This window comes from Paenibacillus spongiae, from assembly GCF_024734895.1.
Lineage (GTDB): Bacteria > Bacillota > Bacilli > Paenibacillales > Paenibacillaceae > Paenibacillus_Z > Paenibacillus_Z spongiae.
Genome location: NZ_CP091430.1, coordinates 5,208,734 through 5,228,346, shown reverse-complemented (window position 1 = coordinate 5,228,346; position 19,613 = coordinate 5,208,734). Strand labels below are relative to the sequence as shown.

Annotated in this window: 20 protein-coding genes; 8 read left to right on the top strand and 12 right to left on the bottom strand. The window is 51.5% G+C overall.

The window, feature by feature from the left end; all coding sequences use genetic code 11:
• Positions 1-84 precede the first annotated feature (84 nt).
• Together L1F29_RS23730 and L1F29_RS23725 are read left to right on the top strand one after the other, a co-directional pair.
• A complete protein-coding gene (locus tag L1F29_RS23730; RefSeq protein WP_258384514.1) occupies positions 85-975 on the top strand; it encodes a helix-turn-helix transcriptional regulator in 891 nt (296 codons plus the stop codon).
• 408 nt (positions 976-1,383) lie between these two features.
• Complete coding sequence (locus L1F29_RS23725) at positions 1,384-2,328, top strand: family 43 glycosylhydrolase (RefSeq protein ID WP_258384513.1); 945 nt, start codon at positions 1,384-1,386, stop codon at positions 2,326-2,328.
• A 390-nt stretch (positions 2,329-2,718) separates the two neighbouring features.
• On the opposite strand, the gene L1F29_RS23720 is transcribed toward L1F29_RS23725, so the two are convergent.
• From L1F29_RS23720 to L1F29_RS23705, 4 genes are all read right to left on the bottom strand, one after another.
• On the bottom strand, positions 2,719-3,702 hold the full coding sequence (locus L1F29_RS23720) for a FecCD family ABC transporter permease (protein ID WP_258384512.1): 984 nt from the start codon (positions 3,700-3,702) through the stop codon (positions 2,719-2,721).
• Positions 3,699-4,721 carry a FecCD family ABC transporter permease gene (locus tag L1F29_RS23715; RefSeq protein ID WP_258384511.1) on the bottom strand — a complete coding sequence of 341 codons (1,023 nt, stop codon included), beginning with the start codon at positions 4,719-4,721 and terminating at the stop codon, positions 3,699-3,701. The genes L1F29_RS23720 and L1F29_RS23715 overlap by 4 nt, the downstream gene beginning before the upstream one ends.
• A gap of 2 nt (positions 4,722-4,723) precedes the next feature.
• Positions 4,724-5,692 (bottom strand): ABC transporter substrate-binding protein, encoded by a 969-nt coding sequence (locus L1F29_RS23710; protein WP_258384510.1) that lies wholly within the window; start codon positions 5,690-5,692, stop codon positions 4,724-4,726.
• A gap of 99 nt (positions 5,693-5,791) precedes the next feature.
• Positions 5,792-6,595, bottom strand: coding sequence for an AraC family transcriptional regulator (locus L1F29_RS23705; RefSeq protein ID WP_258384509.1), 804 nt, complete (start codon positions 6,593-6,595; stop codon positions 5,792-5,794).
• 252 nt (positions 6,596-6,847) lie between these two features.
• On the opposite strand from L1F29_RS23705, the gene L1F29_RS23700 reads away from it, so the two are divergent.
• Both L1F29_RS23700 and L1F29_RS23695 read left to right on the top strand, forming a co-directional pair.
• Positions 6,848-7,267: a MarR family winged helix-turn-helix transcriptional regulator gene (locus L1F29_RS23700; protein WP_258384508.1), complete on the top strand. Its 420-nt coding sequence runs from the start codon at positions 6,848-6,850 to the stop codon at positions 7,265-7,267.
• Positions 7,268-7,417: 150 nt separating this feature from the next.
• Complete coding sequence (locus L1F29_RS23695; protein ID WP_258384507.1) at positions 7,418-8,077, top strand: hypothetical protein; 660 nt, start codon at positions 7,418-7,420, stop codon at positions 8,075-8,077.
• Positions 8,078-8,164: 87 nt separating this feature from the next.
• On the opposite strand, the gene L1F29_RS23690 is transcribed toward L1F29_RS23695, so the two are convergent.
• Positions 8,165-9,088, bottom strand: coding sequence for a hypothetical protein (locus tag L1F29_RS23690; protein WP_258384506.1), 924 nt, complete (start codon positions 9,086-9,088; stop codon positions 8,165-8,167).
• A gap of 378 nt (positions 9,089-9,466) precedes the next feature.
• Between L1F29_RS23690 and L1F29_RS23685 the strand changes: the two genes are divergently transcribed.
• Entirely contained in the window at positions 9,467-10,414 is a 948-nt protein-coding gene (locus tag L1F29_RS23685; protein ID WP_258384505.1) for an SDR family NAD(P)-dependent oxidoreductase, read from the top strand.
• A gap of 78 nt (positions 10,415-10,492) precedes the next feature.
• On the opposite strand, the gene L1F29_RS23680 is transcribed toward L1F29_RS23685, so the two are convergent.
• The 3 genes from L1F29_RS23680 to L1F29_RS23670 form a co-directional block, all read right to left on the bottom strand.
• Positions 10,493-11,443 carry a DUF4179 domain-containing protein gene (locus tag L1F29_RS23680; RefSeq protein ID WP_258384504.1) on the bottom strand — a complete coding sequence of 317 codons (951 nt, stop codon included), beginning with the start codon at positions 11,441-11,443 and terminating at the stop codon, positions 10,493-10,495.
• Positions 11,436-11,954 (bottom strand): sigma-70 family RNA polymerase sigma factor, encoded by a 519-nt coding sequence (locus L1F29_RS23675; RefSeq protein WP_258384503.1) that lies wholly within the window; start codon positions 11,952-11,954, stop codon positions 11,436-11,438. The genes L1F29_RS23680 and L1F29_RS23675 overlap by 8 nt, the downstream gene beginning before the upstream one ends.
• A gap of 145 nt (positions 11,955-12,099) precedes the next feature.
• A complete protein-coding gene (locus L1F29_RS23670; protein WP_258384502.1) occupies positions 12,100-12,900 on the bottom strand; it encodes a Gmad2 immunoglobulin-like domain-containing protein in 801 nt (266 codons plus the stop codon).
• A gap of 338 nt (positions 12,901-13,238) precedes the next feature.
• On the opposite strand from L1F29_RS23670, the gene L1F29_RS23665 reads away from it, so the two are divergent.
• Complete coding sequence (locus L1F29_RS23665; RefSeq protein WP_258384501.1) at positions 13,239-13,601, top strand: MmcQ/YjbR family DNA-binding protein; 363 nt, start codon at positions 13,239-13,241, stop codon at positions 13,599-13,601.
• Between the two features lie 34 nt (positions 13,602-13,635).
• Positions 13,636-14,385 (top strand): glucosamine-6-phosphate deaminase, encoded by a 750-nt coding sequence (locus L1F29_RS23660; protein ID WP_258384500.1) that lies wholly within the window; start codon positions 13,636-13,638, stop codon positions 14,383-14,385.
• Between the two features lie 41 nt (positions 14,386-14,426).
• Here the strand turns inward: L1F29_RS23660 and L1F29_RS23655 are convergent, their stop codons facing one another.
• The 3 genes from L1F29_RS23655 to L1F29_RS23645 all read right to left on the bottom strand — a co-directional run bounded on the left by L1F29_RS23655 (position 14,427) and on the right by L1F29_RS23645 (position 17,296).
• Positions 14,427-15,416 carry a glycerophosphodiester phosphodiesterase family protein gene (locus tag L1F29_RS23655; protein WP_258384499.1) on the bottom strand — a complete coding sequence of 330 codons (990 nt, stop codon included), beginning with the start codon at positions 15,414-15,416 and terminating at the stop codon, positions 14,427-14,429.
• Positions 15,417-15,536: 120 nt separating this feature from the next.
• Positions 15,537-16,313, bottom strand: a complete 777-nt coding sequence (locus tag L1F29_RS23650; protein ID WP_258384498.1) for an arylamine N-acetyltransferase family protein — start codon at positions 16,311-16,313, stop codon at positions 15,537-15,539.
• Positions 16,314-16,324: 11 nt separating this feature from the next.
• A complete protein-coding gene (locus L1F29_RS23645) occupies positions 16,325-17,296 on the bottom strand; it encodes a DMT family transporter (RefSeq protein WP_258384497.1) in 972 nt (323 codons plus the stop codon).
• Positions 17,297-17,471: 175 nt separating this feature from the next.
• Here L1F29_RS23645 and L1F29_RS23640 point away from each other — a divergent pair, with 175 nt between their 5' ends.
• Positions 17,472-18,812: an aminotransferase-like domain-containing protein gene (locus L1F29_RS23640; protein ID WP_258384496.1), complete on the top strand. Its 1,341-nt coding sequence runs from the start codon at positions 17,472-17,474 to the stop codon at positions 18,810-18,812.
• 99 nt (positions 18,813-18,911) lie between these two features.
• Here L1F29_RS23640 and L1F29_RS23635 read toward each other — a convergent pair whose 3' ends face one another.
• Positions 18,912-19,496 carry an NAD(P)H-dependent oxidoreductase gene (locus tag L1F29_RS23635; RefSeq protein ID WP_258384495.1) on the bottom strand — a complete coding sequence of 195 codons (585 nt, stop codon included), beginning with the start codon at positions 19,494-19,496 and terminating at the stop codon, positions 18,912-18,914.
• Between the last annotated feature and the right edge of the window lie 117 nt (positions 19,497-19,613).

Below are 19,613 nucleotides of genomic sequence, written 5' to 3'. Positions count from 1 at the left end.
GCGAGCGGTAGTATGACGGGATTTGCCGATTTACTATCCAAATTTGTTCCGCGATCGGTAATATCATTTTTACGGGAGCAGCGCATGAACATTTACGAAGAGCCCATTCATTACCAGAATCCGCTTCTGCATATCAAAGTGTGGGAGTTTACATCGAAGGCGGCGCCATCAGCCAAACCTCCGGCGGATTGGGCATGGCATTACCATAAGGAGGTGGAATTCCTCTTCATCAAGTCCGGCATTCACGGCATGCATACGCTCAATCGCAGCTATGTCCTGAATCCCGGCGACGTGATGGTGATCGGGGCCTCCCAGCCGCATTGGGGCAATAAGCTGAGCGAGGATGATCTGGTCTACATCGTGCTGCATGTCGATTTGCAGCCTTATTTCGATCCGCCGATGCTGATGTACTACCCCCATTTCTCCGAGGTAAAGAGCCCGCTTGAGGCGCTGAACGACTTGTTTCGGGAGAACGATGCCATGCGGGAAGAGGTGGCCGGCTTCATCGTCCGCGTGCATGAGGAGATCATGGGGCGCAAGAAAGGCTATGAAATCGCAGCGAGCATTTATATCCGCCATATTTTGCTGTCGATGCTCCGGGGGGATAAGAAGGAGATTCTCCAGGCAAACGATCCGGAGAGCGCGATAATATTGCGGCCGATTATGGAGTATGTGGAACGCCATCTGCACGAAAGAATTCCATTGGAAGAAGTCAGCAGGCAGGCGAAAATGAGCTATTTTTACTTTTCCAAGTTTTTTAAGAAAACGACAGGGCTTACGTTCACGGAATACATAAACCGGAAAAGGATTTTTCGTGCCGAGCAGCTGCTGCTGACGACCGACCTGACTATTACGGACATCGCCGAATCGGTCGGCATCGAGAACATGGCGCATTTCTATGAACTGTTCAAACGCTATACCGGCTGCACGCCGAAGCAGTTTCTATTAAAAATGCTCGCCGACGGTGAAAGATGAGGAGTAGGGAACCGGGTTATGGTGTAAAGCTCTGCATGGCATGACAGTGAACGAAAAGGTAGAAGCTACGGGGAGTTTGCCTGGAGGCAGCTCCATTTTTTATTGAAGCTATGACGATCTAACGATCTAACTATCCTTCGCTTCGGCAGCATGAGAGAATGCACAGGAAAAAAATAACTCCCTCTTCATGTGAATATAGACCGGCAGTCTCTATTCCAACTGTTCCCATTCTTGTAAACTGCAGTTATAGATAGTGGCCTAATCATATCATGAGAGAGGTAATGGCCGCGGCGGAAATTAAGCCACAGGGCATCGCCAGCCCCGCGGAGGCTGCGGCTGTCCTGTTCCGGATCATGGATGGCGGTCAAGCGCCACCGTACATCTATATTATGAGAGGACGTGAACGCCATGAAGGCAAGCTGGTATGCCCCTGCGGGCGAATATTGCAAAGACCATACCATCATTGAGCGGGATGGCCGCTATCATCTGTTCAGCATCAGCGGCACGGAGGGAACTTCATGGTATTATTCGGACAGCGAGAGCAGGCTGAGCCACAGCGTATCGGACAATCTACGCGACTGGACGTTCGTGGGGCACGTGCTGTCTGCGCGCGGAGAGATGCCAGCCTTTCCGGAGCTGGACATCGAGGCTCCCTGGCGCGAGGATAAGGTATGGGCGCCTCACTGCATCGAAGCGGACGGCAAGTACTGGATGTTCTACACCGGCGTTGAGCATCATGTCATTACGCCGGATTCGTATACCTCGCCTCATGGCTATCACGTGCAGCGCATCTGCCTGGCGACCTCGACCGATCTTGTCCATTGGGAGCATCGTTCCGAGCCGGTCTTCGTCGAGACGTCGGCCATGACCTCGCATCCCGGCGCTGCGCTGCGCGATCCGATGGTGCTGCGCGACGAAGCGGGCGGCCGCTGGATCATGTACGTGACGATGTACACGGAGGACTTCCGCAATGCGGTTGGCGCCTTGTTGTCGGACGACTTGCTCCATTGGTCGTTCGACCGGTTCGTGTACATCGAGCCGCTTGGCAGCGACATCATTACCGAATCGCCGTTCGTTACCGAGCATGGCGGAAACTATTATTTGTTCGTCAACAAAGGCTATGCGGTCGCGGACAATCCGCTCGGGCCCTTCTCGGCATGCATCGCCTACGAAGGCGAGCAGGACGGCTGGGGCGCCGGGGAGAACTTCGTCGTTGGCGGGAAGCTGCGGCGCAGCATCCTCGGCGGTGAGGGCAGAATCGTCGAGCAAGGCGAGCCGTACGGAGGGCAAATCGCGGTGTTCGATCTCGAATGGACCGGCACCGGCTTCCGTTACGCGCCTTTGTCGCTGTAGCCGTCTATCCATAGGAAGAACCCGCCCCAAGTTGTGTATAAACGCAACCGAAGGCGGGTTTTTAATTGTGATCTATTCCAGCTTTATCAAAGAGACGTCGTCGATGTAACCTTCTCGCCAGGGTTGAAGCTCCACAAGGTGATGCGTAAACGATACTCGAAGGCATTAAGTCCGAATCAAGACCGGTCGGCTGGATGAAAGGCAGATGGGCAAAACTCGATTTACACCATCGAGTTCAAGCCTGAGTACAGCGGCGTGCAAGCCAATCATCTGCGGGTAAGTCTAACGCTCGAGGCTGCATAGATGAAAAACCCTTGAATATCAAGGGTTTTTCATTTTACTCTCGATAGGATTCCTCATAAATAGGTCCGTATAGATCTGCAGAATGTCTTACTGGAGTCGTCTTGCGCGTTCCCGGCGCAGCAGATAGACGAAATAAGGAGCGCCGATGATAGCGGTCATGACGCCGACGGGCACCTCCCGCGGGATTATAATAATGCGTCCAAGGAAATCGCCGAGCAGCATCAAATCGGCCCCGATCAGCGCCGCGAGGGGAATCAGCCATTGATGTTTCGCTCCAACTATTCTTCGAGCCATATGAGGAGCTATTAGTCCAACGAAGCCGATTGCACCCACTGCCGATACGGAGATTCCAGCTAAGGCGACGGCCGTTGACAGCAGCCAGAAACGCTGGCGGACGATATGCAAGCCAAGTGAGGCACTCGTTTCATTCCCAAGCTGGAATACATTCAGTGTGTTAGAGCGGACCCAGACGACCGGCAGCAGCAGGACGATCCAGGGCAGGAGGGAGTAGACCTCTCTCCATCCCCGCCCCCACAAGCTGCCCGATAGCCATAATAGCGCCGCATTAATGTTCGTTGGATGCGTAACGATCAAATATTGCGTGCCTGCCTGGAGGACGGCGCCAATCGCAACGCCTACGAGTGCAAGTGAAGCGGGAGACAAGGTCAGTCTCCGGCTGAGCAGCAGCAGAATCAGGAATGCCCCGACAGCTCCGGCGAAAGCGGCTATAGGAATTGTGTAAGCAGGCGCCATGGGGAACAGGAAGATGACGGCGGAAGCAACCAATCCAGCTCCCTTGGTAATGCCGATGACGTCGGGACTGGCGAGCGGGTTGCGAACAATGGTTTGTAGAATAACGCCTGCGACCGCCAGTCCGAATCCGGCCAGAATCCCTGCGAAAATACGCGGCAGCCGAACTTCGTGAACGATAAAATAAGTCGAGCTGCTCGAATCCCATAGGCTGGTTCCGATATCGCGTAAGGGAATGGAGACGGATCCTACGCTTAAGGATGCCGTCGCTAATACGAGCATGATAACGAATGCTGAGATAAGAGTAATTCCTTTTCTCATCGGTTAGACCGTCCCTTTCTGCGGGCCAAATAGATGAAGAACGGTCCGCCGATGACCGAGGTGACAATGCCGACGGGAGATTCGAAAGGAAAGGCGATGGCCCGGCTAATTAAATCGGAATAGACCAGCAGGACGCCTCCTAATAAGCCTGTCATCGGCACAAGCACTGTCAGCTTGCCGCCGACCAGAGCGCGGGCAATATGCGGCACGATCAAGCAGATGAAGCCGATAGGGCCGCAGATCGAGACGGCCGATCCAGCCAATACGATGACCAACACTATTCCGGCCGCTCTCACGATGGACACCCGCTGGCCCAGTCCCGATGCGACTTCATCGTCCAATAGCAGCAGCCGGAAGGAAGGCATCATGAAGCCAAGGAGCAGCAGCCCGCCGATGAAGAAGGGCAAGATCGCCTGGACCTCCGGCCAGCCTGCTTGACTAACGGAGCCGACTAACCAGAACATCATGCTTTCGGTCGAGTATTGATTAAGTATGATGATGCCTTCGGTTAACGAAGACAGCAAGAAATGAACCGCAATGCCGCCCAGCGCCAGGCGGACATACTGCTTATTTCCCGTTCCTCCTAGAGACCAGACGAGCAGCGCACCGGCAGCGGCACCGACAAAGGCGAGCAGCATGGAGCCGTACAGCGACAAATTGGCGAACGCCACCAGGCCGAACACAACCGCCAGTGAAGCCCCGGCATTGATGCCGAATATATGCGGCGAGGCGAGCGGATTTTTGGTCGTAAGCTGTGTCAGAAGTCCGGCAAGCGCAAGCTGAATGCCGACGATACAGGTCGCCAGCGTACGCGGCAGCCGCAGCGTCTGGATATATAAGTGGACCTTGTCATGGGCGCGATAAGCTAATGCGTCGAACAAGGTTGACCAGGATACTTGAGCCTGCCCCCACTTTAGACTGAACAAGATGCCGGCTATAAGTGCGATGCACGATGCAGAAAACAGGAAGAGCAGAGACCCTGTCCGGTTCTGCTTCTCCAGTGGCATGTAATCGGCCATGCTTATTTTTCTCCAAGCTGATTAACGATATCTTCGGCTATTTTCTCCGACCCGAGCATGCCGCGTGACAGTGCCCAGTTGCGTCTTTCTACCTTGTATACGTTATTGTTTGCTACGGCATCGATTTTTTGCCATAACGGATTTGTTTCCCATTGATTGACGATCGTGACTTCTTCCGTCGGCATCAGGAACAACGCTTGCGGGTTCGTCTCCACAAGCTGCTCCAGCGTCAGCTGCGGATAAGACTCGTCGTGCTTGACGGGATCGGCGAATCCGAGCTCTGCCAGAACAGAGCCGGTATAGGAATGATCCGAGTGGCCGAAGAAGCCTTTGGGATTGACTACAGCCGGAAGTACAGTAAGGTTGTTGCTCTTAATTTTACTCTTGGCTTCAGCCATCTTGGCTTCGTGCTCTTGAAGACGTTTCTTGCCTTCCTCTTCTTTGCCGACGGCTTTGGCTATGATCGCATAGTTTTTGAGCATTTGATCGTAATCCGCTTGGAAGTCATCCAGAACGAGAACCGGCGCGATGGCCTGCATCTGCGTTATCGCATTCTTGTGCTTATTGATATCGGCAATGATCAAGTCCGGTTTCAGGGAGCTGACCAGCTCGATGTTCGGCTCATAGCGGGAGCCTACGGAAGTGTAATCCGTCAATTGGCTTTTAACCGAATCCATGAACAGCTCCGGGCTGTCGTCATCGGCGATCCCCACGGGCTGCACGCCTAAGGTGACGAGCATATCGGTAAAGCTGAAATCCATCGTAATGATGCGCGATGGCGTCTTTGGCAGCGTTACGGTCCCCTGTGCATCCGTGACGGTAATTTCACCTTCTGAAGGAGCGGCGGACGGTTGGTTCGCATTGTTATTCGATGCTTGATTAGTGCTGGCAGCCTGTCCGCAAGCAGCTAAGCTAAGCGTAAAGACGAGCAGTAGTGCGGTCCGGAGAGCGCGGTTGATCCAGTGATGCATAATGGGTTCCTCCTGATAATAATAATTATTCTCAACCCATTTTAGCGTGAGACCTCCCTGTAAACCATGTCTAATATCATGATCGGGCATGTTATATTTTTAGATTTTGGATGAGCTTTTTTGATATTCGGTAGGCGAGCAGCCAACCTCTTGTTTGAAAATGCGGCTGAAATGAAAGTAATCGGCGAATCCGACCCGCTGCGATATTTCGTTGGCCTTCAAATGCGTTTGCAGCAGCATCTGCTTGGCTTTATCGATCCGGATCCGGCGCAGATAACGGGTCATGGTTTCACCGGTATGCTTTTTGAAGCGAACAGCATAATGTCCTACGCTCATATCGGCCCGTTTCGCGAGCATGGGAAGCGTCAGCTTAAGCATGTAATGCTCGTTCATATAGGAGAGCGACTCTTCCATAGATAGTTCAGATGACTTCTCATCCTGTACCAAATAGGTTTCATAGAGAAAGATAAACAGAATGCGCTCCATGATTAGGCGCTTGCGGAATTGCTGAGCCGCTTCTTCGTCTTCGGAGCGGGTATCGATGTCATGAATCGTACGGATTAACTCGTCCAGCATATATTTGATCTTAATTTCGCTCAGCGTGCGCAGCGGGCCGCGGAGCGTCCACTCGCTATTCGCCGGCAGTATGCGGTAAGTGATGACGATATACTCGGCTTCCTTCGTTTTGGGGATCTGGATCGTATGAGGGCCGCAGTCCGGGTGACAGGCATACCCTTGTATTAATACGGCAGGCTTCTGCTCACGGGATGAAATCGTAACATGTCCGCGGAGTACAACAATTAGCACGTGTCGGTCAGGGGTGCTGTCGATGGTTCGGGATATGCGGCTGGTTTCGATCTGTTCGAAGACGGGGATCGCGTCGACGAGCTGTTGAAAAGACATGGTCCTAACCCTTTCTTGTCATTGGATACTATTGATATTGACATAACCGGTCCGTCTTTTACAAGTCGAATCTGCTGTATGGAACAACGGCGATCGGAAGAACATTCTGTCTGAGCACCGGAACGGAACATGTTCATAATAGCCGCAGATGCCATGAAGGGTTATACCCAAGCCTAGACTTGACTATCGGAGGGCTTTTACATATATTTTAGTAAGTAAAATATGCAAGCCTTAAAATAAGGGGGCTGTCCTGTGGTGAAAACCAACGCCGATTATGTGGATATTCAGGCCATGATGGTGGAGATGCGTCTGGTGCAGCAGAAATCGAAAGCATTCGTCGATCGATTGACAAGTAACGACGTGCTGTCTCAGAATCATATTATGCTGCTGATGGACTTGAAACTGAACGGGAACATGCGGATTACGGATATATCCGAGCGTTTCTTCATTACGGCCGGCGCAGCGACTTCGATGTGCGATAAGCTGGAAGATCAGCAGCTGGTATGCAGAATCCGGACGAAGGAAGACCGGAGAGTCGTGCTAATCGGTTTAACCGAGGCCGGTGAAAAGAAAGTGAGTGAAATCTTCTCTAGAATTCCGGAAGATAAGCTGCGGAAGATCGCCGATGTATTCAGGCAAGTGAATGTTTTGATGGATCAAATTATCGATTGACGAGAAGCTGTCCCGCATATATCGCGTGGCGGCTTTTTATTTTTCAATCTTTCATTCCGCTTGACAGTCCTTAACTTGTGGGATTATATTAACTGTAATGTATTTTAACGATTAAAATATATTATTACTAAAATATAAGTAGGGGTGCTTATGAAGCAATCCGCTAAGGAAACAGCTGATCTAATTAAGGTTAATGGCGTTGGCACCTATCAAAGCGATGTTCAAGCCCAGAAGGTGCGTATCGCCGGACATGGAAGATTTGAAGGCGGCATCCGAACAGACTGCTTCAAGAGCTCGGGATCATGCCGGGTGAAAGGTCATATGGCCGCTGCGCAGATGTCGAGTATCGGGCACGGGCATTTTAATTCCATTATTGCAGATCGAATTCAATCTACCGGTTCATTCTTGGCCAATGAATCGGTGAACGCGGAATCGTTTCTGGCGAAGGGCATTGTGACGATCGGAGATACGCTGACAGCAGGCGAGGTCCGAATCAGGCTGCTTGGTTTAACTTCGATCCAACATATCGTCGCAGAGAGAACGGTCGATATACGTGCAGACCGGCTGTCTATCTTGAGCTGGCTTCATCTTGGGAGGAGAAGAGGGAGATGCTCCAGCTTGAAGGGACGCTGGATTGAGGTGAATCATCTGGAGGCACAGCTTATTGTCGGCGAGGAGATCCGGATCGGAGCGGGCTGCACAATCGAAGAAGTGCGCTATTCGAACAATCTTGTCATCGATCCCGATTCACGCGTCGAACGAATTGTGAAGATTACGACGAATTCAGGTGACGATAGGAGGCGTCGTTAGTTAGCTGCACCATACCCAACAAGGCGAACCTTCGTGTTCGCCTTGTTGGCGTTCTAACCGGGCCAGCTCCATTAATGCGGTGTATAATTACATGCTGCCCATGTTCATGCCCATTTGCTTTCTTTCATACTTCTTGTACAGCAGCACGGAAGTGAACAAGAACAAGCAAGTGACCAGCGAACCGAGCGGTAAATTCCGCGCGATCTCCTCTGGGAAAATGAATGGAAGCAGCGGGAAGGCATAGATTGCCGGGATCCGGATTCCTACAAGCAGTGAAAGACCGAGCATCAAGAGCATGTCCAGCAGCGTTATCAAAATCCAGGAGTCCATCGAAAAATACAATAAGGTTCCGATTGTCGCGGATAGGGTTAGCACAAGCCCTTGCTTGAAAGCCATCTTCCCGTTATACATCGGCTTATGAAGCGACTCGTATACGACAACTAGAATAGGCGGGATAACGGAAAATTGCGGATAGCCCGCCAACCAACATACGCCAACCCAGATGAATGTGAGCGCTAAGAACACAAGCATATATTTATAAGGAATCTTCACTGTCCTCTCGAGCCCTTTATTCAAGCTGAATGCGACAACGCCAAGCATCAGAATGAGCGTGAGAATGAGCACGATCAGCACAAACGACCAGTGGGAGGTATTGATCACGAGCGGTAACAACCCCGTTGCAATCGACGGTGCCAAGTTCGACCGAAGGATCCGCAGGATCAGCATCATGATGATTAAGGCGAGAAGGACCTTACCGATATAAGCAATCGGCAATTGATTGATTAAGAAGCCGCTCAAAGCCGTTAAAGTAGGAGCGATCGTGATCATCGACGGCCGCCTGATCCACCCGGCTTCCCGGTATGCCCACATGGCAATGGCCATGGCTGCGATTTCCGGCAGTATTATCTCGTTATCTTTGAACAACACCGAAGCCGTTGTCATGCCGACAATAAAGGTGATGGCAATAAAATAAGAAATCATGGTTTCTTTCTTTGAAAGCGAAGACTTCACTCCGAGTACACCCCCAGCTGCTTGATTTGCATAGAATGTCCCTTGCCCACGATGGCATCCGTATAGCTCGAAACCGAGTGCTCATTGGCGCGAATACAGGAACAACGTTAAATATATCGATTTTTCATAGCGACTTCAACGGCTCCGGCCATTCGTTCTGATTTCGTCATAAATGCCTGTTTTCTATTCGGCAAGGGGTCCGATTCGACAGTGGCTGTTCACAAGTTTAGTATGCGCACTTCCTGGGGGATTGCGCTCATGAATACCGATAAATGGTATACTGGTATCGGTTTAGCCGTTCATTGCGCAGATAATCGATGCGCATAAACGTGATCTCGAAGAAAGGATGACATTTTTCAATTGGAGGTTGCAAAAAGGATGAAGGATAAAATCGTTCTTATTACCGGGGCGAACTCGGGGATTGGCAAAGCAGCCGCTCTCAAATTTGCGACAGAAGGATACCGCGTCATCATGGCTTGCCGCAATATGGAGATCAGTCAAGCTGCCCATAAAGAAATCATCCAGGCTTCGAACAATACGAATGTACATCTAATGAAGGTGGATGTTTCGTCATTCGATTCCATACGCACCTTCTGCTCGGAGGTTGAAGCTCAATTTCCGCGTGTAGACATCTTGATCCATAATGCCGCTTACTTAAATCATGGCGAGAAAGAATATAAGCTGAGCCCCGAGCATATCGAATTGTCCTTTGCCACGAATGTATTCGGGCCATGTCTCATGACTCATCTATTAGCAGACCACCTCGAGAAATCGCAGGACCCGAGAATTCTGAACGCTTGCACGACCAATATTAAAAATTTCTTCGATCCGAAACGAAAAATCGAGTTCGATAACTTGCGCGGCGAATTCAAGGCAACGCGGCGTTACAGCGCATACAAGATGTACGGAGACTCGAAAATGGCCTTTTTGATCTTAACCTTCCAGATGGCGGAGCAATTGAAGAGCCGGGGAATTAAAGTCAACGCTCTCCAAATCAACCGCGTGAAGCTATCCAAAGACACGATCAACAAAATGAATTCGTTCTGGAAAGTGCTTGCGATGGCTCAAAATATAACCAATCCCTTGCCCTCCGGCATGGCGGATATTTACTATTCTATTTGCACGTCGGATGAATTCCGCGATGTTACAGGACAGTTAATCAACCATAAGCGCGAGATCGTCCAGCCTTCCGCCAGCGAGCAAGGCTTCGCGCAGTTCAAGAACATATTCGGTTCGGGAACCTACCCCCAATATGCGCTCGATCGCGATAATGCGGATATAATATGGCATTTGAGCAACGAGCTCGTCTATTTGGCTGGTCCATAGGATGGATAACGCATCAGAACGGATAAAGACTGCCCGAGGGCAGCCTTTTTTCGTTATTGCTTATCTATTCAAGATCAATTAAAGTGCAGGCTCTTCGACCGTAATGGCTTCCGGTATTTGCAGCGCTTCGCGTCGTTCGATAAATAAGGACCGCTCGTCGAAGCCATGCGTTTGAATCCATTTCTGCCGCTTTGCCTCAGCCTCGGCCTCGGTTTTGAAGTAACCGGCTTCCACGAAGTAGGTGCCTTCCTTGTCTTTCATCGTGCGGAGTCCCTCCGCACCAAACAGCATTTCTTCATAGATGCCTTGCGATTCTCCGTAAGGCGAGGATGCCGTCCGCACCGAATAGACAGGGGGCTGGCCGGCATGGGATTCACCTGGCTTGAGCGTAAGCACCACTTGGGCCGGCTCCTTATATTCTTGCACTTCGTAAGCGACATTATCCTTGAAGATCACATTGAACCGGATGAGCGAATCGTCCAAAGAAATGATCTCATAGGCGTCTTCGACCCATTCGCTATTCTTCAGCGCGGCCAAGTCCTGTTCAGCCGAGAATTTACGTGCGCCGCCGATGGCAAAGCTCATCATATTCGGATATTCGCTGTATTTGACGCTGAACGAGTTCGCGATCTGCTGCGGCTGATTATTTTGTTGAAAATGAATGACAATCTGCTCCTGGCCTTCTTTCTTGTGCAGCGAGATCACGTTGACATCGGTACTATCCGTAATTGCGCCGCCTCCTGCGGTGCCTTTGTTAAATTGCAGCGTCCGTACCAAGGTGCCGAGTCCGGGTATTTGCTCCAGGCTGCTCGCTAGAGCGGGCATCGTATTGATGCTGACGGTAAACAAGACGAATAGGCCCGCCGCACTGACGCCTACCCACTTTACCCAGCGGTTCGCACGCCTTGGCTTCTTGCGCTGCCGTTCCATTCTGCCTTTCTGAATAGCCGCTTCGGTAACCGCAGCAAGCTCATCGGGGATTTCGATTTCTTCATAGGCTTTCTTTAAGGACTCGATTCGGTTATTCATCGTCTTCTCCCTTCTTCAGATCGATGTTCAGCTTGGCCAAAGCCCGGTAGACGATCGATTTCACTGTACTTAGCGGCAAGTCGAGAATATCGGCGACTTCCTGTAAGGGCAAATCTTCGAAATATCTCAGGACGATAACGGTTTTCGCCTTTTCGTCCAGACTGTCCAGCGCCTGATGCAGATCGATATGTTCTTCGGCTCGCTCCGGAACATAGCCGACTTCGTAATCGTTATCGATATAAACCGTCTTTTTCGCCTTGCGAATAAATTCAAGCGCGTAATTGACGGCAATTTTGGTCAGCCATGTATTGAAGTATTGCGCCTCCCGCACTTTATGAACGGAAATCAACGCGCGATAGACCGTTTCCTGCACGATTTCGAGTGCGTCGTCCTTGTTTCGCACATAGGTGAATGCGATCCGGTAGAGCCGTTCCCGACGTGCTGCGATCAGCTGGGAGAAGCTGTCGTCGTCTCCGGCTATCGCTTTTTTCACCAGTTCGATATCATCCACTATAACGCCCCCGAATTATTACATATTTTTCTAGTCCTCACGTTATATTCTCACGAATAGTTCCAACTATTCATTCCATTATATACAATAGCAATGCCGTCCCCAGTGAAAAAAGAAGCGGCGTTTCGTAACGCCGCCATGGTCCTTAGGAAAGCTTAATCGTCCATTTATCGACAGCTTCGCCGCTTTCCATATCGATGGAGAAGAGGTCCAGCGTAAGCGGCTGCGGCTGGTTGACGGACAGTTTATTGGTTGGAACCATTATCGTCTGCTTCACTTGACCCCACTCCGGAGCGCCGATCGATGCCGTGCCGAAGCCGGAGGCAATTTCTTTCTTGCCTTGCTTGACGGTGTAATTATAGGTGCCTTCATGCAATCTCGCTTCGCCTTTTACCGTATATTCAACCGCTACGGGAGCGACCGTCATCTTGCGGAAAACTTCATTGCCCTTCGATTTGCCGGTTTTATTTAACGATAGCGGCATTTTGACGGTACGGACTTGTTTGCCGCTTTCTTGGTCGATCTCATACAGCTCGATCGTGAGCGGAGCGTAGGCGGACAGCTTGTTGACCGGGATGGCGATCATTTGCTTCACCTTGCCCCATTCCGGTCCCCCCATCGAGGCGGTGCCGAAGCCGGAGGCAATTTCCTTCTTGCCTTGTTTCACGCTGTAGTTATACGTACCTTCGAACACGCTTGCTTCGCCCTTGATTTCGAACAGCAGGCTTGTCTTCTCTGCTTTGATGTTACGGAAAGAATCGTTGACGGCTTTTTCCGCTTCAGGCTGTTTCGTTACCGGCGGTTTGACCTGATGATGGTTCTCTTGCTTCATGATTTCTTTGGCATGTGCGACGCTGAAATTATCGATGGAAATGGACGTAAATCCGAAGAGTGCCGTTCCTGCAATGACCGATGCTACGATTGTGCTAATTGTAACTTTATTCATAATGAAATAATCTCCTTTGTGACTGTGCGCCGTATTTTGTTTGTAGTGACCATGGTTTGTGATGCGCTTCATGAAGTTTACATAGGTTAGATGAGTGAGCGGGGCAAAAAGACGCAAGGAAATAAAATCCATTTTTGCGAGGGGATTTCGGCAAGCCTTGGGGCGGGAGCGGGAGTGAGTGAACAAGGTACAATGCGGCAATGCGGAGGGGACTAAATTATGGTAATATAGGCGGTATCGACGCTTTTATTAACGCAAGTCTTTGAGGGAAATCAACAAAAGCCGGTGTCCCTGCGAATACTTGGATAGCTGGCAGGATAGACGAAGGGAGGATGAATATGGGGCATGATCAAAGCGGCATCAAGACGCCGGAAGGGATCAGAATGCTTGAACAGGTACGCGGCATTTGTCAATCATTGCCCGAAGTTACCGAACTGATTGACGGCCACGGACATACGACGTTCAAAGTGAAGGATAAGTCGTTCATCATCATGAGCGATTACGGCATTACGTTCAAGTCTGACCTGGAAAGCCAAGAAATACTTGTGCAGCAGGAACAATTTAGCAAAGCCGCCTATATCGGTCATCGGGGCTGGGTTTCGACGCGGCAGCCTCAAGACTGGGAAGAAATGAAGGTGCTGCTGAAAGAAGCTTATTTGCATGCCGCGCCCAAACGGCTCAAGCAGCAGCTGATGCAATAGCACGACATGGAATGAAAGGGAGGAGAAATTCATTATGAAAATCATTGTACGCCCGCTTGATCAAATCGCCGCTCTTGTCGCAGATGATGTGCAAGCGCTTCTGGCAAGCAAACCGGATGCCGTTCTCGGCATGACGACAGGCACGACGCCGCTCACCACCGGCATCTTCCAGGAGCTGATCTGCAGGGAAGCCCAGGGGCAGTTAAGCTTTGCATCGACCGCATTTATTAATCCGGATGAACAGATCGGCATCGGGCCGGATCATGAACAGAGTTATTACCAGTACATGAAACGGCATATGCTGGATGAACTTCGGACGCAGCCGAAGGAGTGGCATATTCCGATCGGTACGGCGGCCGATCCGATCGCCGAATGCGAAGCGATCGAAGCTGCCATCGCCAGGCTGGGCGGCGTCGACTGGCAGCTGCTCGGCATCGGGATAAACGGACATATTTGCTTTATCGAACCGGCACCGTCGCTTCCGGCCAAGTGCTTCGTCACGCCGATCGCCGAAGTAAACCGGGAGCTGTATGCCAAAGATTACGGCAGCCTGGCAGATGTTCCTACACATGCCATCACCTACGGCTGGGGAACTGTACTGGCGGCGCGTGAGCTATGCCTTGTCGCCTGCGGTCAACATAAAGCAGACATAGTGGCACGCGCACTGACGGGTAATGTTACGCCGGAGCTGCCCGCCACCATTGTGCAGATTCATCCGAATGCAACCATCATTCTCGATCCCGAAGCGGCCTCCAAGCTGGATATGGAGCTGCTGCGCAGCTAAGTGTACGAGCTGTTCGCCTACAGCAGCATGTTCTCGATTATTCAGCCCTCATCCCGATATAATGGCGCGATCCGGTCAATCCGGTTCGTCCATATGCCGCCGGTATAATCATCCGGCAGCCGTTCTATATCTTCAGGCGTATCGAATCCGCTGGAAAAATCGCTGCCATCACCGCCAACGACGATCACATGGGTGCCCGCTTTTTCCATCCGGTTAAGGAAACGGTCCGGCCATCCCCACAACAAAGGCGCGATTTTCTCGGGAATGTGCAGCTCCGTATTATGGCATGCTGCGGGTACGTATCCCGTCCAGCCGCCGGCTAAATAAGGAATCAGACAGCTTTTCATGGTCGCCATGGACATAACCCGGATTCCGGGCAATTCCGATTGCAAGGCTGCAATAGGTTCATCGCCCCCATATACGGCCAGCTGCTTCAAGCGTTCCTCCGGCAGGCGGGAGAGAAATTGTGCCAGCTGTTCTCCCTCGCCGCTGTCGTTGCTTTTGATATGAATGAGAAAAGACTGTTCCGGGAGATGGGCGAGGACTTCGTCCAGCGCGGGCATCAGACCGATTCCTTTGCCGCGAAACGGGTAGGTTTGTCCGTTGTCTGCCGTATATCCGTAGCCGATATCGATATTCTTCAATTCAGCCATCGTATAGTCGATTGTCTTGCCTGTAACATTCGTTCGGCAGTCGAGCGTCCAATCGTGAAACACGGCGAATTGCCCGTCTTTCGTCGGTTTGATGTCCAATTCAACGATATCCGCACCGGCCTGAAACGCCGCTTGCATGGATGGGATCGTGTTCTCCAGGTAAGGATGCTCCGGCTCGTAGATCCGCTCTGCCGTACAGGTATCATTGGTGATGCCCTCCATGGTGAAGGTTTGCGCCAGTCCCCGATGGGCCAGAAGGAGCGGTTCTCCGCCGCGCGGCTTCGTAAGAAGAGAGCTATTGTTCAAATAGATGAAAACAATCAGCACGGCGAGACCGAACACGAATTTGCTCTTGAATATCCGTTTCCATCTATTCATCCGAAATTCCCTCCCAAACCAGCTCCAGCTTCTGCTGCAGAGCTTGATAAATTTCCTCCTCTACGCGGCTCGAGAAGAAGGCATCTTACGGAATAGGACACGTCTGCGGCTTTCTAACCGCTATCGGCCAAAATGCCGCTTCAGCAGCTCACTGAAGCTTCCGACGCCGTGGCTCTCTTTCGTCATCGTTCCATCCTCCCACTTCGTGAAGGAGCTGTCCGTTAAGGTAATGCTTCCTCTGTCCGTCAGCTTGGTAATTAAGGGTCCTTTGTTGAAGGACGATTGCGGGTGCTGGATAATAATCCGCTGGACGTCGTTCAATTCTGCCATGTCGGCAATCGGCCGGTTGGAATCGAAGGCATAGCCGATCCGCCAATCGTCATGCTTATGCTTCAGCTTCATTTCGAATATATGATCGCCCTGCTCGCCGTTCAACCTGCTGACCCGGAATTCGCCGTTGCTGGATGTAACCGTCTCGCCTGTCAGGGGAACGGGCTTTAACGGCAAATTTCCTCCGAAGCCGGTATCGATCAGATACCTTTGCCCGTTCCAGTGGAGAAGGAGCGTGACATGGGTTCTCCCAAGCGCAACATAAGATTGCGCCTCATAGTTGAAGACGATTCCGCGGGTCAGAACGGCGTCGAAGCCGTTGTCGATCAAGAAGAGATAGAGCAGCGGGTTTAGCTCGTAGCAAAGTCCCCCTTCTTGGCGGGCAAGCAGATTGTCCGCTAAATTCTCCGCCGAGATGTCACCGGCCCGCTTGCCCATAATGCGTAAATTTTCAAAGGGGAACGCTGCAGCCGTCAAAGCAAGGATGTGATCCAGCCGTTCGAACGTCAGCGTTTCGTCATGCGGAAATCCGATTCGATTGCGATATCGCGCATTAACTTCACTCATAATCCTGCCTCCTAAACGATTTTCTTATCTTCATAAAACTTCTGCCGATCCGGATGGAACGTACGCGGTGCGGGTACTGTACGTTTGAAACGGCTTGTTCCGATCACGCCCATAATAATCAACAACGACCCGATTACAGCATAGACCGTAACCTCTTCCTGTAGAAACATCGCTCCTGCCGCGATCGAGACGACCGTCGACAGATTGGAGAATACGCTCATGTTCGAGGCTTCGATTTTGGATAATGCATAGTTGGACATGAGCGCGGTCAAGAGCGAGGACAATACGCTCAGGTAGAGAATCGATACGATAAAGCTGCTGCTGGCGAGCGGCTCAAATAAGGTATCCAGCGTTCCTGCTGTCGCATGGTCCGTGAGCGATATGACGAGAAAGGTGACGAAGCCGATACCCAGAGTCATATAGCTGATTTCCGCTGGGCTGAAGGTCTTGAGGAGCGACCGGGCCAAGACGCTGTATCCCGCGAAGGCGAGGCAGGACAAGAACAGCAGAATCAATCCCGTCATGTTCGATACCGCAATCCCGCTCCCTTTCATCGCGAAGATGAACACAACGCCGAATACGGAGAGAAAGATCGACAGCATCTGCAGGCGGGTCGTTACCTCCTTTAAGAATACATAGGCCAACAGCATCGTCAAGACCGGCGTGAAAGCATACAGGATGCCTCCCTCGGACGAGCTGGCGCTCTGCAGGCCAAACGTTTGGAACGTGAAGAATCCAAGCGGATACATCGTCGCGAGCAATAGCGCCTTGAATAGCGGTTTGCCTCGGTAGTTCAATTTTACTCGGCCGAACATAACCGGGATCGAAATAACGGCGAACGAAACGGCAAAACGGTACATCAGTGTATCCATTGGCCGGGCGTGTTCAAGCGCCATCTTGGTAAATAAAAACGAGAATCCGACGATTACCGCATTGAGCACGGCTGCAAAGTAGGCCAGCTTCAATTCATTCCGGTTTGTCATGGTTTCTCCTCCCTTACAATAGAGTGGATCACGCTTCGAAGCATGGTTCCTATAATTGAAAGGATAGGGCGAAATCATGATCTGGACAATAGCGAATGAAGCGAACTGTATCGATACAGTTCACGAATCATATATAATGATTTAGATAAGACAAGGAGACGAGAAGGGGAACGGCATGAAAAAATATGTAGCGATTCTATCCGATTTGGAGATGAGGATTCTGGAAGGACAATACGGTCCAGGCCGGAAGCTGCCCTCCGTTCGCAGCGCTGCGGAGTCGTACGGATGCAGCATCAGCACCGTCACCCGGGCGTATGGTGAATTGGAGAGACGCCATGTCATCTATTCGATCCCGCAAAGCGGCTATTACGTCGTCGGCAAATCGGAAGACGGCGCATCTGACACGCCTTGCAGAATGATCGATTTTTCTTCGGTGCTGCCCGATGCCGATGTGTTTCCATATTTGGATTTTCAGCATTGCCTGAACAAGGCGATCGATACGTATAAGCATCAATTGTTCACGTATGGGAATTGGAAGGGGCTGGAGAAGCTCCGCCATACGCTTGTTTCCCATCTGGCAGACGATCAAGTGTTCACCGGCGCGGACCGGATTGTCATGACTTCAGGCGCGCATCAGGCGTTGGAGCTATTGGCAAGGATGCCGTTCCCGAATGGGAAGCAGGCCGTCTTGGTGGAGCAGCCAGGCTATGATATCTATTTGCGGTTTCTGGAGGCCGAGGGCATTCCGGTAAGCGGAATCGCTCGTTCGACGGCAGGGATCGATTTAGTGGAGTTGGAGAGGAAGTTCAAGGACGGCGGCATTAAGTTTTTCTATACCATGTCGAGATACCACAACCCGCTGGGCACCTCGTACAGCACGGAAGAGAGGAAAGCGATTGCCGGTCTGGCTAGCAAATACGATGTGTATATCGTGGAGGACGATTACATGGCCGATCTGGGCGAGGAGCGGAGCTTCGATCCCATCCATGCCTACAATCGGACTTCTCATGTCATCTATTTGAAAAGCTTCTCCAAGATCATCTTTCCGGGCTTGCGGCTGGGCGCCGCCGTTCTGCCGGAACGATTGCTGGAAACGTATCACGCCTACAAATTAGTCAGCGACGCCTCGCTGTTGTCCCAGGCGGCTCTTGAGGTCTACATCAAGAACGGCATGTACGAGCGGCATAAGCGCAAAATAATCCGTCAATACACGGAGAGGATTCAAGCTTTGAATGAAGCCGTAGAGCGATATAACGCGGCGGGCGTCATTGAGGTGCCGGACATTCGCTCCGGGATCTATGTGCCGTTCAAGCTGCCGCTAACGGTTAATCTGGAGCAGCTGACGAAGCGGCTTGCATCGAGAAAGATCAGCGTTATGTCCAGCAAACGGTTTTATTTGGCGGATTACTTGAAGCGGGATAAGTTTCTGCGGATCAGCATTTCGCAGGCTCAGCCGGAGCAAATCGACGAGGGGGTCAAGGCGATTATTGAGGAAGTAAGGCGGGAAAGCAGGTAGATTATGTGGGCTTGGACGTGGGAACTTGCTGGAGCTGCTGGAACTGCTGAACCCCATCATGACGATGGGGTGTTCGCGTCCGCTGTTTCGCGAAGCTTCTTAAGCCAGCTTCGAGCCGAGCCGTTGTACTTTATCCAGCCATTTGGTACGCTGCTCCTCTGACGAAGGCTTGACCGGGCCGATCTCCGTCACGCGTACAGGCTTGATCCCGCAGAAATTCAGGATGTTGCTCTTCATGACGCGATGTCCCGCATGTTTGTAAATCCACCGGTTGTACCAGGGCGGAGTATCCATCGTGACGATGAGATGGGCGGATTTGCCGGTCAACAACTTATCCCATAGCGGGGAATTCTCGCGGTATTTGTATGCAAAGCCGGACAGGAAGACGCGGTCAACGAACCCTTTCAGGATAGCCGGCATCGCCCCCCACCAGTTTGGATAGACGAACACCAGGTGATCCGCCCAACGGATCAGCTGCTGCGCCTCGATCAGATCCGGCTCCAGCTCCGTTCTCTTGCGGTAACCGTATTTTAAGTTCGGATCGAACTGAATTTGGCTTAAATCGATTCTGCGAATTTGGGCCCGGCTGCCGGTAGCCCCTTCGATATAAGCGTCGGACAAGGCCGCGCAGTAGCTCTGCGGATCGGGATGTCCGGTAATGACAACGATTTTGGTATGGTTCATCTCCATGCTCCTCCTTGGATTCCTGCAGTCGCGGAATCATGTTCTTTATCCTTCATAAGTGCTTGCGATATAATATCTTGTTGTAGACTATAATCAGCATAGACGGATTCCTTCGTT